16 protein-coding genes are annotated in these 14,922 nt (G+C 42.2%); 10 read left to right on the top strand and 6 right to left on the bottom strand.

What is annotated here, in order from left to right; all coding sequences use genetic code 11:
- Positions 1 to 7: 7 nt before the first annotated feature.
- Both FLL46_RS10015 and rpsU read right to left on the bottom strand, forming a co-directional pair.
- Entirely contained in the window at positions 8 to 454 is a 447-nt protein-coding gene (locus tag FLL46_RS10015; RefSeq protein WP_142893373.1) for a GatB/YqeY domain-containing protein, read from the bottom strand.
- Positions 455 to 566: 112 nt separating this feature from the next.
- On the bottom strand, positions 567 to 782 hold the full coding sequence (gene rpsU, locus FLL46_RS10010) for a 30S ribosomal protein S21 (RefSeq protein ID WP_142893372.1): 216 nt from the start codon (positions 780 to 782) through the stop codon (positions 567 to 569).
- Between the two features lie 255 nt (positions 783 to 1,037).
- Between rpsU and tsaD the strand changes: the two genes are divergently transcribed.
- Complete coding sequence (tsaD, locus tag FLL46_RS10005; protein ID WP_142893624.1) at positions 1,038 to 2,063, top strand: tRNA (adenosine(37)-N6)-threonylcarbamoyltransferase complex transferase subunit TsaD; 1,026 nt, start codon at positions 1,038 to 1,040, stop codon at positions 2,061 to 2,063.
- Positions 2,064 to 2,096: 33 nt separating this feature from the next.
- Here tsaD and FLL46_RS10000 read toward each other — a convergent pair whose 3' ends face one another.
- Together FLL46_RS10000 and plsY are read right to left on the bottom strand one after the other, a co-directional pair.
- The gene (locus tag FLL46_RS10000; RefSeq protein ID WP_142893371.1) at positions 2,097 to 2,954 is read right to left on the bottom strand and encodes a TraB/GumN family protein; all 858 of its coding nucleotides are present in this window, start codon (positions 2,952 to 2,954) and stop codon (positions 2,097 to 2,099) included.
- A 106-nt stretch (positions 2,955 to 3,060) separates the two neighbouring features.
- A complete protein-coding gene (gene plsY, locus FLL46_RS09995; RefSeq protein WP_142893370.1) occupies positions 3,061 to 3,672 on the bottom strand; it encodes a glycerol-3-phosphate 1-O-acyltransferase PlsY in 612 nt (203 codons plus the stop codon).
- Between the two features lie 101 nt (positions 3,673 to 3,773).
- On the opposite strand from plsY, the gene folB reads away from it, so the two are divergent.
- Complete coding sequence (folB, locus tag FLL46_RS09990) at positions 3,774 to 4,130, top strand: dihydroneopterin aldolase (RefSeq protein WP_142893369.1); 357 nt, start codon at positions 3,774 to 3,776, stop codon at positions 4,128 to 4,130.
- A complete protein-coding gene (folK, locus tag FLL46_RS09985; RefSeq protein WP_168204119.1) occupies positions 4,127 to 4,600 on the top strand; it encodes a 2-amino-4-hydroxy-6-hydroxymethyldihydropteridine diphosphokinase in 474 nt (157 codons plus the stop codon). The genes folB and folK overlap by 4 nt, the downstream gene beginning before the upstream one ends.
- A gap of 40 nt (positions 4,601 to 4,640) precedes the next feature.
- Here the strand turns inward: folK and FLL46_RS09980 are convergent, their stop codons facing one another.
- Entirely contained in the window at positions 4,641 to 5,417 is a 777-nt protein-coding gene (locus tag FLL46_RS09980) for an SDR family oxidoreductase (protein WP_142893367.1), read from the bottom strand.
- Positions 5,418 to 5,506: 89 nt separating this feature from the next.
- On the opposite strand from FLL46_RS09980, the gene FLL46_RS09975 reads away from it, so the two are divergent.
- The 3 genes from FLL46_RS09975 to FLL46_RS09965 are packed head-to-tail and all read left to right on the top strand — an operon-like array spanning position 5,507 to position 7,898.
- On the top strand, positions 5,507 to 6,682 hold the full coding sequence (locus FLL46_RS09975; RefSeq protein ID WP_142893366.1) for a class I SAM-dependent methyltransferase: 1,176 nt from the start codon (positions 5,507 to 5,509) through the stop codon (positions 6,680 to 6,682).
- A gap of 40 nt (positions 6,683 to 6,722) precedes the next feature.
- Positions 6,723 to 7,076 carry a hypothetical protein gene (locus FLL46_RS09970; RefSeq protein WP_142893365.1) on the top strand — a complete coding sequence of 118 codons (354 nt, stop codon included), beginning with the start codon at positions 6,723 to 6,725 and terminating at the stop codon, positions 7,074 to 7,076.
- A gap of 15 nt (positions 7,077 to 7,091) precedes the next feature.
- Positions 7,092 to 7,898, top strand: coding sequence for an undecaprenyl-diphosphate phosphatase (locus tag FLL46_RS09965; RefSeq protein WP_142893364.1), 807 nt, complete (start codon positions 7,092 to 7,094; stop codon positions 7,896 to 7,898).
- Positions 7,899 to 7,968: 70 nt separating this feature from the next.
- Here the strand turns inward: FLL46_RS09965 and FLL46_RS09960 are convergent, their stop codons facing one another.
- Positions 7,969 to 9,207 (bottom strand): multifunctional CCA addition/repair protein, encoded by a 1,239-nt coding sequence (locus tag FLL46_RS09960; RefSeq protein WP_142893363.1) that lies wholly within the window; start codon positions 9,205 to 9,207, stop codon positions 7,969 to 7,971.
- 363 nt (positions 9,208 to 9,570) lie between these two features.
- Here FLL46_RS09960 and FLL46_RS09955 point away from each other — a divergent pair, with 363 nt between their 5' ends.
- From FLL46_RS09955 to FLL46_RS09940, 4 genes are read left to right on the top strand one after another with little or no spacing between them, the layout of a single operon-like run.
- Positions 9,571 to 11,214 (top strand): AAA family ATPase, encoded by a 1,644-nt coding sequence (locus tag FLL46_RS09955; RefSeq protein ID WP_168204118.1) that lies wholly within the window; start codon positions 9,571 to 9,573, stop codon positions 11,212 to 11,214.
- A 41-nt stretch (positions 11,215 to 11,255) separates the two neighbouring features.
- Complete coding sequence (locus FLL46_RS09950; RefSeq protein WP_142893361.1) at positions 11,256 to 12,050, top strand: GspB domain-containing protein; 795 nt, start codon at positions 11,256 to 11,258, stop codon at positions 12,048 to 12,050.
- A gap of 37 nt (positions 12,051 to 12,087) precedes the next feature.
- Positions 12,088 to 14,325, top strand: a complete 2,238-nt coding sequence (mrcB, locus tag FLL46_RS09945; RefSeq protein WP_142893360.1) for a penicillin-binding protein 1B — start codon at positions 12,088 to 12,090, stop codon at positions 14,323 to 14,325.
- A 49-nt stretch (positions 14,326 to 14,374) separates the two neighbouring features.
- Positions 14,375 to 14,797 carry an HIT domain-containing protein gene (locus FLL46_RS09940; protein ID WP_142893359.1) on the top strand — a complete coding sequence of 141 codons (423 nt, stop codon included), beginning with the start codon at positions 14,375 to 14,377 and terminating at the stop codon, positions 14,795 to 14,797.
- The last annotated feature ends 125 nt before the right edge of the window (positions 14,798 to 14,922 follow it).

Below are 14,922 nucleotides of genomic sequence, written 5' to 3'. Positions count from 1 at the left end.
GTAAATATTAGGAAAGTTTAGCTTTTACTTGGCCGCTAACAGCTGACATATCAGCCCGCCCTTGCATTTGAGGCTTCAAAATCGCCATTACCTTCCCCATATCACGCATAGATTCTGCACCCGATTCAGCAATCGCTGACTCTACCAGGTTATTTATTTCAGATTCAGATAAAGCTTGAGGAAGGTATGCTTGCAGCGCTTCGATTTCTTGTTTTTCGTTATCAGCAAGCTCATTTCGGCCAGCTGCTTCGAACTGTTCAATAGAATCTTTGCGCTGTTTAATCATTTTGTCGAGAGCAGCCAATACGTCAGTGTCGGTTACTTCTCTACGTTCATCAACTTCGATCTGCTTAATCTGTGCAAGCAACATACGAATAGCTGTTAAGCGAACCTTGTCTTTGGCCCGCATTGCTTCTTTCATGCCGTCTTTTATTTGTGCTACTAATGTGGACATGTTAGTGATCGCTTAGTTTGATGAACGGATTTTTGATTTATTGTCTAACGGAAAAACCTAAGCACGCTTGTGGCACTCAATTATTCTTTAAACAATAAAACTACAATAAAAATTAGTACAAACGTCTACGTTGTAGCTGCTCGCGAGAAGCTTTCTTCAGAGCACGCTTAACTGCTGCCGCTTTTTTACGCTTGCGTACAGAAGTTGGCTTTTCATAGTGCTCGCGACGACGTACTTCAGAAAGGATGCCTGCTTTCTCACAAGAGCGCTTAAAGCGACGAAGAGCAATATCAAAAGGTTCGTTTTCTTTCAGTTTTACCGATGGCATTTAGTTTAATCCTAGTTTCAAGCTCACCACTGAGCTATTTGATCAATTAAAGACTCAATTAATTGAAGTGTTAATCAATAAAAGTTCAAAAAATCGTCAAAAACGACGAGGGCGCAGATTCTACTGCTTTTTCAAGCTGATTGCAAAGGTCGAGTAATATTTTTTGGCAGTTTTTGAAATGGGCTGTATGATCGGGCGAAATCCCGAGTGAAGTCGGAAAATCTGAAACTGTTCCAGGTAGGTATTGTGTCTGATATACAAATTTTAGGTATAGAGAGTTCATGTGATGAAACTGGCGTGGCGATTTATCGAGAATCTGCCGGAATCACTGCCCATCAGCTTTATTCTCAAGTGAAGTTACATGGAGAATATGGTGGTGTTGTGCCTGAGTTGGCCTCAAGGGATCATGTGAGAAAAACGATTCCTCTCATTAAAGCGGCGTTAAGCGAAGCTAAATGCCAACCTCAAGATATTACCGCAATCGCTTACACCCAAGGCCCGGGACTTATCGGGGCGCTGCTGGTGGGGGCAACAATTGCCAAAAGCCTTGGAGTTGCGTGGAATAAGCCAACCATCGGAATTCATCATCTTGAAGGGCATTTACTCGCACCGATGTTGGAGGAAAATGCTCCAGAATACCCATTTTTAGCACTACTTGTCTCTGGTGGACATACTATGTTAGTTGATGTGCAGGCGCTAGGAGCCTACCAAATCATCGGTGAGTCTATCGATGACGCCGCCGGTGAAGCTTTTGATAAAACGGCTAAAATTATGGGCCTGGATTATCCAGGAGGCCCGCTGCTGGCTAAATTAGCAGAGCAGGGCGACGACTCAGAGAAACGATTTCCCCGGCCTATGACCGATCGACCCGGACTCGACTTTAGTTTTAGTGGCTTGAAAACATTTGCTGCAAACCGTATCGCTGCAGCTAATGTGGATGGTCAGGAGCCGAGTGGTCAGGCGTCGGCAAATATTGCTCGTGCATTTCAGGAAGCGGTCGTTGATACGCTTGCAATAAAGTGTAAAAGGGCATTGAAGCAAACCGGTCGAAAACGACTAGTTGTTGCGGGGGGGGTCAGCGCTAACCTGAAATTGCGAGAGCAGTTAGCTGAATTGATGGCTCAGATGGGAGGAGAAGTTTTTTATCCTCGCCATGAGTATTGTACTGATAACGGCGCAATGATTGCCTATGCAGGGTATTGTCAATATAAAAGCGATAAGCTTGATGTGGGTCACGAAATTAAAGTGTACCCACGTTGGCCTTTATCTGAAGCGGTTTAAGCATTTGGCCAAAACCGCTTCAAGTTCCTGCTATTACAATTTAGAGATTTTATAGCCTTTTTTCATCAGTTGGTTAATCACGCCGTCTTCGCCGATTAAGTGGGCGGCACCCACTAGTACAAATTCTACTTCAGGCGATTCAAAGTATTTTTCGATAGCAGGCATCCAGTTATTATTTCTGTCGACTAAAAGTGATTGATACATCTTCGGATAGTCTTTTTTCATGGTTTCGCTCATTAGTTTATCAAGATTAACGCTATCACCAGAGCGCCAATATTTGATAATCTCAATGAATTGGGCTTTGGTGTTACCCAAATCTTTCAGCATGTTTTGGTAAAATTGCTCTTCGTTACCAATGCCCAAATCAGCTAAAAAACTAAGTTGCTCTTCAGGCGTTTCGAGATACTTCATCGTTTTGGAATCTTTTTGGGCACGGGTAGTAAAATACATATCAATGCCCTCTTCTTTCACGCCCATTTGACGAAGTTCCATGATCATAAAGGTAGACATCAGCAGTCCGGGTTTGGCTTTACGAAAATAATCAATAGGCATACCATGGCTGGATGCGTAGTTCTTTAACTGATTGAAAGTTTCACTCGAAACCACAGTTGATATCGTTCTATCATCGCTATAACTCAGTTCCTTAATCATCGAAACGGCCATCTCAGGTTCTTGCAATTTAGCGATATCTGTTTCGAAAGTTAGCACCTGTGAACTTTTGTAGGCTTTTTCAAACTCTTTCGGTAGCGGATAATCAGAGCTACGAAGTAAATGGATAGTGCCGCCTAAATAGACTGTCGCTCCATTTTTGGTGGCTTTCCAAACTGACGTTTCAGCGTTAACTATTCCTGTGGTTAACATAATCAGAAGACTGACTAATATCTTTTGCATGAGCTTAATTCCTTTGACGATTGCTTAAATTTGATTATTTGTTAGAGGCGTCTCTAATTTTCTTCTGACGATTCTAGCAGCGAAATATTTGCATCTCTATCAACTTTTAGGGATTTTGTTGAGAGTTGTTTTTATTTTCACCGATAAGTGGCTCTTTACCTTGAATAATGTTAACGATGTTTATTCGATGGCGTAACAATACGACAACAGACAGTGACGTGAGTGCCAATAGTAATTGCGGATAAAATTGATAGGTAAAAATTGGAATTATTATCGCAGTAATCAATGACGCCACTGAAGACTTTCGAAATGTCCAGGCTGATATTAACCAACTACCGATTGCCAATATACAAAAGGGAGGTATTACCAAAGTGATGACGGCCATCATGCTTGCAACGCCTTTACCGCCTTTAAATGAGAAATACAGTGGAAAGCAGTGCCCTAATAGTGCACACACGCCAATCCAGGCTAGATGTTCCGAAGAATAGTCAAGGTAAGCAGCAAGTAGCAATGGCAATGCGGTTTTGATTACATCCCCAACAAGCGTGGCCACTGCTGCCCTTGTTCCACCAATGCGCAAAACATTGGTTGCGCCGGGGTTATGGGAGCCAACAATTCTAGGGTCAGGTAGAGTCAATAATTTACAAACGATAATCGCAGAAGAGATTGAACCGAAAAGGTAAGCGATTATGAGTAGTGAAAAATAACCCAGATCCATGAACTGTTGGAGTTAGCCGATGATGTTATTTGATTGTAAATGATTCTATATATAAATAGAATTGTACAAGGTCACTAAAAAATAAATATTTTGGATTATCTATGGACATTGTTTTTATTCGCCAGCTTGAAGTAATGACTGTCATCGGCGTGTTTGATTGGGAAAGAGAAATTAAACAGAAATTAGTATTTGATCTTGAGTTAGGCACAGACATTAAAAGAGCATCAGAAACAGATGAGCTGGCAGACACCTTAGATTACAAAGCCATCTCTCATGCGGTACACGATTTTGTTGAAAAAAGTGAGTATCAACTGGTGGAAACCGTCGCTGAAAAAGTTGCAGAATTGATCTTGACGCAATTCTCTATCCGTTGGCTCTCGTTGACGCTCAATAAACCCGGCGCTGTGAGTGTTGCCAATAGTGTCGGCGTTAAAATAGAGCGAGGCGAAAAATTTTGATCGTTTACCTGGGGATTGGCAGTAATATTGATGCCAAACAAAATGTCAGTCGAACCAAATTGTCTCTTACCAATCGATTTCCCCAAGCGCAATTTTCACGAACATTTGAGAGTGAAGCCGTTGGGTTTGAAGGTGACAATTTTCTTAATCTGGTTGCAAAAATTGAAACGGATGAATCACTTGATGATTTATTAGCAACCATTAAAAACTTGGAAGACGAACTAGGAAGAGTTCGTGGGGGCGAAAAATTTTCGTCACGGCATATTGATATCGATATTCTGATTTATGGTGATTTGGTTTGCGATAATCCGATTATCTTGCCGCGCGAGGAAGTCAATCTAAATGCTTATGTGTTATGGCCTCTCGCAGAACTAGCACCTGATTTGGTTGAGCCTGGTGGTGTCAAAACTTATTCACAACTCTGGAGTGAGTTTGATAAAAAGAGTCAAAAGCTTCGTCCTATCGACTAAATATTTAGATAGCTTCGGCTTAAAATTGGGCTCAATCAGTTTATAGATACCAGCGTCTTGCGCTATCGACTTTAATGATACTGCCGGTAGTGTAACTGGCATCTAGTGCCAGGTACACTATTGTTGAAGCAATATTGGTTGGTGAGCCTAGCTTTTTATTCGCAGTATGTTTGAGAATTTCAGTTTTACCGGTATCTTCTGAATCATTTGTGGCGGCGGGCGTTTTTTCATCGTTATCCGGCCATAAAATCGCTCCTGGAGAAACTCCGTTTACCCGAACATTGGGAGCAAATTCAACCGCCTGGTTCAATGTCATCTGTTTTAAGGCCGACTTTGAAGCAACATAGGCTGTATGTCCTGAAAGACCCGCATCGGCATAAATATCAATCAGATTTGTGATTGAACCGTGTCGCTGTTTTAACAAAGGGTAGGCCAGACGAGCTAGTCGGCTGGGCGCTTTGAAGTTGACGTCGAGTAAGATGTCTAGATCCTGATTGTTGGCGTCGTATTCGAAATCTTGCGCAAAAGGGGTCGGATAGAATAGTGAAGCGTTGTTGACCAGATGATCTAACCGACCGAATGTTTTTTCGCATTGCTCAATGAGTTCTTGGGTGCTTTGAATGTCTGCCAAATTTGCCTGAATAATTTCACAGCTTTTCGGCCTAATCTGGTTGAAGGACTGTTGTAGTGTTTTTGCCGAGTGCTGTGAGTTATTATAATGCAAAACCAGGTTGCAACCTCTGGCAAAAAAGGCTTCGGCGGTTGCTTTACCCAAACGAATAGCTGCGCCGGTAATCAGTACAGTGGGTTGAGACATTCTTTTACTTTTCGAACCTTTAATTGATTATAAAATAACGAAGCGTTTTCAAGCTTGTTCTAATAACTCAGTTTAACTGATGCGATCTTATGCAACAAAAAAAAATATCCGTTTCTCATCAAGCATTGTGTATTCACCACCAGTTGGTCGATGAAATTCGCGTTCGCATTGAGCAGAATGGTGGGATGATTCATTTTCAGGAATTTATGCAACTGGCGCTTTATAAGCCTGGGCTGGGGTATTATCAGAATCCTGTTCAAAAATTTGGCGAGCAGGGGGATTTTGTAACGGCACCGGAAATGGGGAATCATTTTGCAAATTGTTTGGCTCGTTCTATTGCCGAACTTCAGGCTGATAATAGAAACCAATTATTGGAAATTGGCGCTGGAAGTGGTGCACTGGCGGTAGAGTTATTAAGTTCATTGGCAAAAATGGACCTGCTACCGCAAAAGTATCTAATTTTAGAACCTAGCGCTAATTTACAAGCACTGCAAAAGCGAAAAGTATCACTACTCCCACCGGAAATAGCGGCCATTGTGGAGTGGCTACCAGACCTGCCTGAAAACTTTACCGGCACCGCAATAGCTAATGAGGTCATTGATGCAATTCCCTGCGAGCGAATTGTGAAAACGGAGAGTGGTTGGAAATATCAAGGCGTTACCTGGCAAGAAAATGCTTTCCAATGGCACGTGATTGAAAATCATGGCACTCAAGCATTGGAAGATATGGAGGCCTTTCCCCAGGTTTTATCTGAATCGTCAGAGTTTCAAGTTGGCTACGTCACCGAAACTCGGCCGATGGCTAATTCCTGGATTGAACGAATATCTCGGAGTATTGATAAGGGATGGATACTACTTTTTGATTATGGTTATCCCCAGCAAGAGTATTATCATCCGCAACGAATCGAAGGAAGTTTGCGCTGTTTTAGCCGCCATCAGGCGAATAGCAATCCACTTGAGCTTGTTGGCTTGCAAGATATTACAGCGCACGTTGATTTTACTGAATTAGCTAACGCCGCCGTTTCATGTGGTTTGGAAGTTTCGGGATTTACCACGCAATCAGGTTTTTTAATCGAGAACGGGATTCTAGAAGTCGAGCATTCTGCCAATCAAGTTTCCACCGACAGTTACATCAACAGTCAGCAAATTCAAAAGCTCATCGCTCCCGGCCAAATGGGAGAAGTTGTCAAAGTGATTGCGCTGAGTAAAGAAGTAGACGACCAACCTGGAGGATTCGGGCTGCAAGATCATTTGCACCGTCTTTAAGCGTAATAATTTCGATATTAACAATAAATAAGATTTGAGCTTGGCGTTATCTCGATTACAATATCGGCCATTGAACAACGCCATGGGGAATTTGATTTCATTGGGCAACTTAAACACGCCAGTTAATAGACTCTCGCGCAGGCTGGATAGATATCTAGCGGCAATTTTTCTGTTCCTGATGAGCCCCTGGGCACACGCGGCCGAAGAACTTTCCTGGAAAACCTACTTGTTTTCGGTGATGGGAATCGCTTTGATCGTTGCGAGTTTTTTGAGTTTTAGAAATCCCAAAGCCGAATCACTGATGGCTAAACTCTTGTTGGCGGGGCTCTACTTCTGGGTACTGACTTTCGCCCAATTGACGGTGTTAGCGTTAATTTATTACATAGCAAAATAAAAAGGAATAGTATTGATGGATTGGCTTCAAGCGGTACTTTTAGCGATCTTGCAGGGATTAACTGAATTCTTACCCATTTCAAGTTCGGCTCACTTAATTTTACCTTCACAAATTCTAGGTTGGGCAGAGCAGGGACTGGCTTTTGACGTTGCGGTTCATGTGGGCTCTCTTGTAGCTGTTTTAATTTACTTTAGACGCGAAGTCGCAGATATGATTGTGGCCTGGTTTGCTTGGGTGTTCAAAGGGCAAAAGTCGGCTGACGGAAGGCTTGCCTGGGCAGTTATTTGGGGCACTTTCCCTGTTGGGTTGGTTGGTGTTTTATTAAGCTTAACTGGTATAGTCGATAATTATCTACGTTCGACGTCGGTCATTGCCGCAACCACTATTATTTTTGCATTGGTTTTATGGTGGGCTGACAACAAAGCAAAGGAAGCTCGCGACGAGCATTCTTTGGGGATCAAAGATATCCTGTTTATTGGCTGTGCTCAGGCAATTGCGCTTATTCCAGGAACATCAAGGTCAGGAATTACCATGACTGCTGCGCTAATGATGGGACTAACCAGAACCGCCGCTGCCCGTTTCTCTTTTTTACTTTCTATTCCCGCCATTGTGCTATCCGGCGGACTTAAATCCTATGAGCTCGCTACAGGTGAAGAAGCTGTAGACTGGGGAATGATAGCATTGGGCGCAACGGTTTCTGCGGTGGCGGCACTTTCTTGCATTCACTTTTTCCTGATTTTACTTGAGAAAGTTGGTTTTAAGCCGTTTATCTTTTACCGATTAGCACTAGGTATTGTATTGATAGGCATGATGCTACTCTAGTGTTGCGTTGTTAATGGCAAGGGGAGCAGTTGGCACCCGCCAAGCTGCTCCGAGTTATCAGATGAGACAGTTACTTTGAGTTTTGTTTGTCGACTTGAAGGAGTTGTTTCACCAGGTTGACTCTTTCCTCGTGGATCGCCTCTCCCAGTTTTTTTCCGCTAAATCCTTTGGCAATGAGTGTTTGAGGTTTGATTGACTGGCAAATTTCGAGTGCTCTTTTCATCATCGAAGACTGGGGATAATCGCGGTCTTCAAACCCGGTCCGTCCTTTAAAATCGGCTTCACACACCTGTAAAAATTGTTCAAAACGCGCTGGCTTACGAAATGCGTCTGTTTTTTCCAGAACTTTTACAATGGTTTTTGGCTTGAGTTCACTGAATTTATGCAGGTGAAGGTGAAATTCACTAGCAATTTTCGCTAGTTGTTCATATTCAACCGGGGTTTTCAAACGCCGACTCATTTGCTCAACGAGTGGAATGCCGCGTTTTTCATGGCCTTTGTGCCGTGGTAATTCTTCTTCAGGTGTATTACCTTTTCCTAAATCATGACATAGCGCGGCGTAGCGGGTTACAGAATCCTCAGAAAGTTTTGCGGCCTGTTCCAATACCATCATCGTATGAATGCCAGTGTCTATTTCGGGGTGCCATTTGGCTGGATTAGGAATGCCCCATAGGGCATTAAGTTCTGGAAACCAGTGTTCCAGCGCATTGCATTCTCTAAGGGTTTCAAAAAATATTTGAGGTGATTTTTCACCCAAAGCCCGATAAGTCTCCTTCCAGATCCTTTCGGCAGCCAATACCTGAAGTTCGCCGGAAGCGACAATTTGCTGCATCAGGGCCATGGTTTCTTCGGCTACGCTAAAACCCAGATGGTGATAGCGTGCAGCAAACCTGGCAACGCGCAATACGCGCAGTGGATCTTCACAAAATGCAGGTGAAACGTGACGGAGTATTCTGGCGGAAAGGTCTGACTGTCCATTGTAGGGATCAATAAGTGTCCCATCTTCGGCCATGGCTATTGCGTTGATGGTCAAATCGCGACGTTGAAGGTCTTGTTCGAGGCTGACATCTTTGTCAGCGTGGATTTCAAAACCATAATAACCTTTGCCTGATTTTCGTTCTGTTCTGGCCAGGGCGTATTCATCGCCGGTTTCGGGGTGCAAAAATACCGGGAAATCTTTACCGACCTGCTTATAGCCTTTATCCAGTAAATTTTGTGGTGAAGCGCCAACCACAACCCAATCATGTTCAATAACAGGGTAATTTAATAATTTGTCTCTGACCGCGCCGCCAACTAGAAATACTTCCACTAATAAATCTTTTTCAGGTTAAGAGTAAATACAATACCCCGTATTATATACCATTCCTTTCTACTTGACTTCCGTTGTTGTTGTCACTCATCATTGTCGGCTTTAGAATTTGACCCTTACAACAACCCCTTGTTGATAAAATTCACGTTGTTAGTAAAGTTTGCGGTATATTTGGAAGCAGAGTCAGTGGATATAGACGAGAGGTTAACAAGCCGTGGCAAAGGCATTCATTCAATAAAATCGAACTAGTGGTGTCATTGGTTAGTTGATACGCAAATTCGTTACTTAATTATCATGTATTTAGAGCATTTTTCACTTAAAGAAAGGCCATTTTCGATTTCTCCGGATCCACGGTTTCTGTTTATGAGTAACCGCTACCGGGAAGCTTTGACTCATCTCAATTATGGCGTACAGGAAGGTGGCGGATTTGTTTTATTGACTGGCGAAGTCGGTACCGGAAAAACGACGGTTTGTCGTTGTTTATTGCAACAGTTGCCAGATAATACACGCCTCGCATTTGTTCTTAATCCAAAGCTGAATAGTCTCGAATTATTGGCGACTATTTGTGACGAACTTAAAATTGAATATCCTGAAAATTGCCAGAGTTTAAAAATTCTCACAGATAAGCTAAGCGAGTATTTACTTGACTGCTATCGTCGTGACCTGATTGTTGTTGTGATGATTGACGAAGCGCAAAATCTCGAAAGTGAAGTGCTTGAGCAAATTCGATTGCTTACCAACCTTGAGACCAATCAGAAAAAGCTGCTTCAGATTATTCTTGTGGGCCAACCAGAATTACAGGAAAAGCTAGCACAAAGAGAGTTACGACAATTAGCGCAGCGAATTACAGCTCGATATCATTTACGTCCACTAAACTTGAAAGAAACCATCGCATACGTTTTACATCGGACGCGAATTGCCGGTAGCCATCAAGTTCTATTTTCCCGCTCATCAATCGAGTATTTACACGCTAAAACCCAGGGGATTCCGCGTTTAATTAATACGATTTGTGAGCGGGCGTTACTCGGTGCAGCAAGCCGAAAAAAAGGGCGAGTCGATAAACGGATTATGTCGCAGGCGGTGAAAGAAATAATGGGGGAGCCTATCATCCCCGAAAAAGAAAAACGCAACATGTTTGTTTGGGTCAAAGCTACTGCCGCGATAGTATTGTTGTTATCTGTTGCAGGATTTTCCTATTGGGTGGGGCATATTGATAACAGACAGGTTGATAATGGAAAATCAGTAACTTCGATAGAAACTTTACCGTCATCGAGAAATATATCAGCGGATGAACAGGGTGACAATGGGGTGTCAAAAAGCATGTCGGTTGACGGTGAAACAAGCAATCGTCAGATCGCTAAAGTTGAATCGACCAGTTTAGCAAGTCAGTCACTACTAGAAAAGCTCATCGGTGATCAGCTTTGGGACAATAATGGACGTTGGTCGTTTCAACAGTTGTTGTCTTTGTGGCAAATAGAATACTCACCAGTGAAAGACGGTGACGCTTGTGAATTTGCCGCTGAGTATGGGCTTAAATGCAATCACAGTAATGGTCAGTGGCAGCAATTAAGAAGATTAAATCGTCCCGCGCTACTAAAGTTTTCCGCAGGGTTACAAGGCGAGTTTTGGGGCATTTTAAAAAGGCTGCAAGGGTTTGAAGCAATTGTTGTGTTCGGCAACAAAGAAAGCAAGATTAGCTTAAGCGAGCTATCAACAATCTGGACCGGTGAATTCATTTTGTTGTGGCAGGCGCCGGAAGGCTATCTTGGTGATATCAAGTTTGGCGACCGTGGGGAAGCCGTCTATTGGTTGTCGCAAAGTTTAAATTGGTTGAACCAGAGTTCAAAAAATCCACAGGATATTTTTGACGATAAATTAAAGCAGCAACTGACAGCCTATCAAAGTCAGCGTAATATTGATGCTGATGGTATCGCCGGCATGCAAACCATTTTAAAAATTAACGCAGAAATTCTCGTCGGGATTCCGTTACTTGAGTCGGTAAACTGACTGTTTGTAGAAATTTAAAGAAGGTAATAATAGGTAATATTTTGTCAATTTTATTAGAATCGTTAAGTAAGGAATCGCCTTCAAAACAACAGGATATTCCTGACCTCCATGCTTCACACTATGACGATGAAATGCTTGGCGATGAGTGGTTATTGAAACGTCTGCGAGTTTGGCAAATTGCAACAGCGATATTGTTGGTGCTTTTACTGATTAGCTGGTCTTACTTTTTATTCAGTGGTAAAAATATTGACTCGAGTTCCACTAGCGCGGATATCGCCACTGTTACGGCTGAAAGTAATAAAAGAAGTTCTCCGAGTGACATTAGTGATAAAACCATTGAGCGGTTAAAACAAACTGCGGAAGTTAGTGAAACAAAGAGTAGTGAGCCAAAGAGTAATGGGGCTAAAGCCGAGAATTTTGAAAAAACGCAAACAGATAGCCAATCTACTGACAAAAATAAATTAAATAGAACAACACAGGTATACAAACCTCAAAAACGACGCCCGCAAGAAACCGCAGAGAATTCTTCGCAAAACGCTACTCAGTCCACTGTCTCAAATACAACTTCAGGGCAGAATGCGGCTAGCAATACGAGTAAAAAAATAGCAACAATTATGTTCGATGAATTGTCGATTGAATTACAACAGCAATTTCCGCAAATATCGATAAATTCATATGTTGTGGCAGAAAAACCGGGTGATAGCTTTGTTATTCTGGATGGTGATTTTTATAAAATTAACCAGGTCATAACACCTGATTTAGTGCTAAGAGGAATTACCAGTGAGCATATTGTTGTTGAATATCGCTCTTACCTGGTAAAAATACCGCATCAATAAAAATACCAAACCTTTAAAAACTAAGAAACTATCAACAATGAAATTAAAATTGATATGGCAGCGAATCAAAAAAACGCTGCTAAGACTTTTTCTTATTGGGACCGTATTTTTCGTTTTTTTGGTCATCTATTTAGACTCGCTGGTCAAAAATGAATTTAACCAACAAGCCTGGAGCATTCCTGCCAAAGTTTATGCCAGACCACTTTCTTTTTCTGTCGGCAAACAAATCTCATTGAAGGACTTACTGTTAGAGTTAAATCTTTTAGGCTACCGTAAAAAAATCAAGGCAACTCACCAGGGCGAGTTTGAACAGTATCAAAACAGCCTGGTTATTTATACTCGACCATTTAAGTTCTGGGACGGTGAACAGAAAGCGCAAGTGTTGGAAGTAACTATTAGCAATGGTCAGATTAGCGAACTAAAAGACTTTGCTACCCGAAAAAATGTTAACTTTTTACGTCTCGATCCGCTATCACTAGGCAGTATTCAAGCGGGTAATAACGAAGATCGTGTTTTGGTTACACTAGAACAATTGCCAGAACATTTTTTAGCGGCGCTATTAAACACTGAAGACAGAAATTTTTATGAGCACTGGGGGATTTCTTTCAAAGGGATCGTAAGAGCGGCATGGAGTAACTTTTCCCAGGGAGAACTGCGTCAAGGCGGCAGCACGCTCACCCAGCAATTAATGAAAAATCACTTTCTTACTCGAGAAAGAAGTTTATGGCGAAAATTGCGAGAAGCAATCATGGCTGTATTGATGGAAATTCATTATGACAAAAAAGTGATCCTGGAAGCCTACCTGAACGAAGTTTACCTGGGCCAAAATAATACGACAGGCATTCACGGGTTTGCCAGAGCCAGTGAATTTTATTTTGATCGGCCATTAGAAAAGTTAAATCTCAATCAAGTCGCATTACTGGTTGGGATGGTTAAGGGACCGTCGCTTTATAATCCGAGGCGTAATGCTGAAAATGCATTGGAGCGAAGAAACCTGGTATTAAGCCTAATGTTAGATAATGGACTAATCACCGATGAAGCATATCAGGATGCGGTGTCTAGAAATCTTCAGGTTGTCGCAAAGCCGAAAAAAAGAACCAGTAAAGTGCCTGCATTTGTTGGTTTTATCAAACGTGAACTTCGCCAGGAATACTCATTGTCAGAGTTAAACAATCAGGGCCTGAGGTTGTTTACCAGTCTCCACCCAGTGGTTCAACAATACGCTGAGAAGTCTCTCAATAAAAGACTGACACAAATCGAATCTGCAAGAGATAACAAAAACAAAGGGTTGCAAGGTGCACTGATCGTTAGTGATATTCACACCGGAGATATTCTGGCAATGGTTGGCGATCGAAACCCGAACTACGTTGGGTTTAACCGTGCAATTGACGCATATCGACAAACCGGCTCGGTGATCAAGCCTTTTGTCTATCTTACTGCATTAAAACAGCCAGAAAGTTTTAGTATGATAACCAAACTAAAGGACGAATCATTTTCATTAGAAGGAAGTGACGGAAGTGTTTGGTCGCCAAAAAACTATGACGATGAAGTTCATGGCGAAGTCGAATTACAAGATGGTCTGGTTAATTCGTACAATATCGCAACGGCAAGATTAGCGTTAGCGGTTGGCGTTAATGAAGTAGTCGATACGATTGTCGATGCGGGGTTTGAAAGAGAACTACCCGCTTATCCATCGATTGCTTTAGGCGCAAAGGAAATGTCACCACTGGAAGTGTTAAGAATTTATCAGACACTTGCCAATAATGGAGTGGGTGTCAGCTCTTCCGGACTGATTGCTGTTCAAGATCATCAGGGAAATCTCTTACAAAGATATCGTAGAACCGCGCAGGCCAGATTAGATCCTGAAACGGCTTTTATGGTGAAGTATTTACTCACCGAGGTAGTTAAGAAAGGTACGGCTAAATTGATTGGCGAAACTTTTCGCAACAAAAGATATGCTGGGAAAACCGGTACAACTAATGATTTAAGAGATAGCTGGTATGCCGGGTTTGGAGGCGACAAGCTCGCAGTTGTATGGGTTGGGCGAGATGATAACAAACCGAGTGAACTCACTGGTGCGAGTGGAGCACTAAGAGTCTGGCGCGATTTGTTTGTTAAGATTAATGAACCGTCAGTTGATTTGAATATTCCTGAAGAGTTGGTTTGGGGTTATCGAGCAGAAGGGCTTTTTTCTGGTTTTGGGTCTTGCCACTCAAAAGTGCTGGTTCCATTCTATCTGGAACAACTACCCGAAAACTTTAAAGTGTGCGAATAGGTCAGGGGAACCAATTGACCTACTCGTTGGCTAATAGGAGGAAATTTTAGTGTCATTTCAAGTACACCCGCAACTCGTTGCCGACAGTATTCAATTAGGACAATTTGAACTTTGCGAGCTATTGTTAATCAATGATAGTCAATATCCCTGGTTTGTACTTGTTCCAAGACGTCCAGATATTGAAGAAATCTATCAGCTTTCTGATACCGATCAAAAACTCTTGTGGAGTGAGTCGGCATCATTATCAAGTTCGCTAGTGGATATTTTTAATGGTGATAAGTTAAATATTGCTGCAATAGGGAATTTAGTGCCCCAATTGCACGTTCATCATGTGGTTAGATTTAAGCATGATCCCTGCTGGCCGGCTCCTATCTGGGGGAAGCTGCCAATGGTTAAATATGAGGTTGAGCAAATAGAGGCGTTGAAGCGAAAAATTGTTCAAAAGTTACCCAAACTTACGCCGAGTGCTTAATAAAGTTTTGTTAAAAAGGGAAAATTATTATTGTTCTTAGCAGATGTATATGATATATATCCGCGCCTGAATAAAAAGTCGACTTCAAAATTTGTCGATTTTAACCGATTTATTTACTGGAGTTT

The organism is Aliikangiella coralliicola, assembly GCF_007004725.1.
In the GTDB taxonomy this organism is placed as follows: domain Bacteria; phylum Pseudomonadota; class Gammaproteobacteria; order Enterobacterales; family Kangiellaceae; genus Aliikangiella; species Aliikangiella coralliicola.
The sequence above is the reverse complement of the archived record's forward strand: the minus strand, read 5'-3'. Positions and strand labels throughout refer to the sequence as shown.

Bases quoted from the DNA above. Each gene is read 5' to 3' on its own strand.
- FLL46_RS09965 (WP_142893364.1), top strand. From the start codon at position 7,092: ATGGATTGGCTTCAAGCGGTACTTTTAGCGATCTTGCAGGGATTAACT.
- FLL46_RS09975 (WP_142893366.1), top strand. From the start codon at position 5,507: ATGCAACAAAAAAAAATATCCGTTTCTCATCAAGCATTGTGTATTCAC.
- FLL46_RS10015 (WP_142893373.1), bottom strand. From the start codon at position 454: ATGTCCACATTAGTAGCACAAATAAAAGACGGCATGAAAGAAGCAATG.
- plsY (WP_142893370.1), bottom strand. From the start codon at position 3,672: ATGGATCTGGGTTATTTTTCACTACTCATAATCGCTTACCTTTTCGGT.
- folB (WP_142893369.1), top strand. From the start codon at position 3,774: ATGGACATTGTTTTTATTCGCCAGCTTGAAGTAATGACTGTCATCGGC.
- FLL46_RS10000 (WP_142893371.1), bottom strand. From the start codon at position 2,954: ATGCAAAAGATATTAGTCAGTCTTCTGATTATGTTAACCACAGGAATA.
- rpsU (WP_142893372.1), bottom strand. From the start codon at position 782: ATGCCATCGGTAAAACTGAAAGAAAACGAACCTTTTGATATTGCTCTT.
- mrcB (WP_142893360.1), top strand. From the start codon at position 12,088: ATGAAATTAAAATTGATATGGCAGCGAATCAAAAAAACGCTGCTAAGA.
- FLL46_RS09955 (WP_168204118.1), top strand. From the start codon at position 9,571: ATGAGTAACCGCTACCGGGAAGCTTTGACTCATCTCAATTATGGCGTA.
- FLL46_RS09980 (WP_142893367.1), bottom strand. From the start codon at position 5,417: ATGTCTCAACCCACTGTACTGATTACCGGCGCAGCTATTCGTTTGGGT.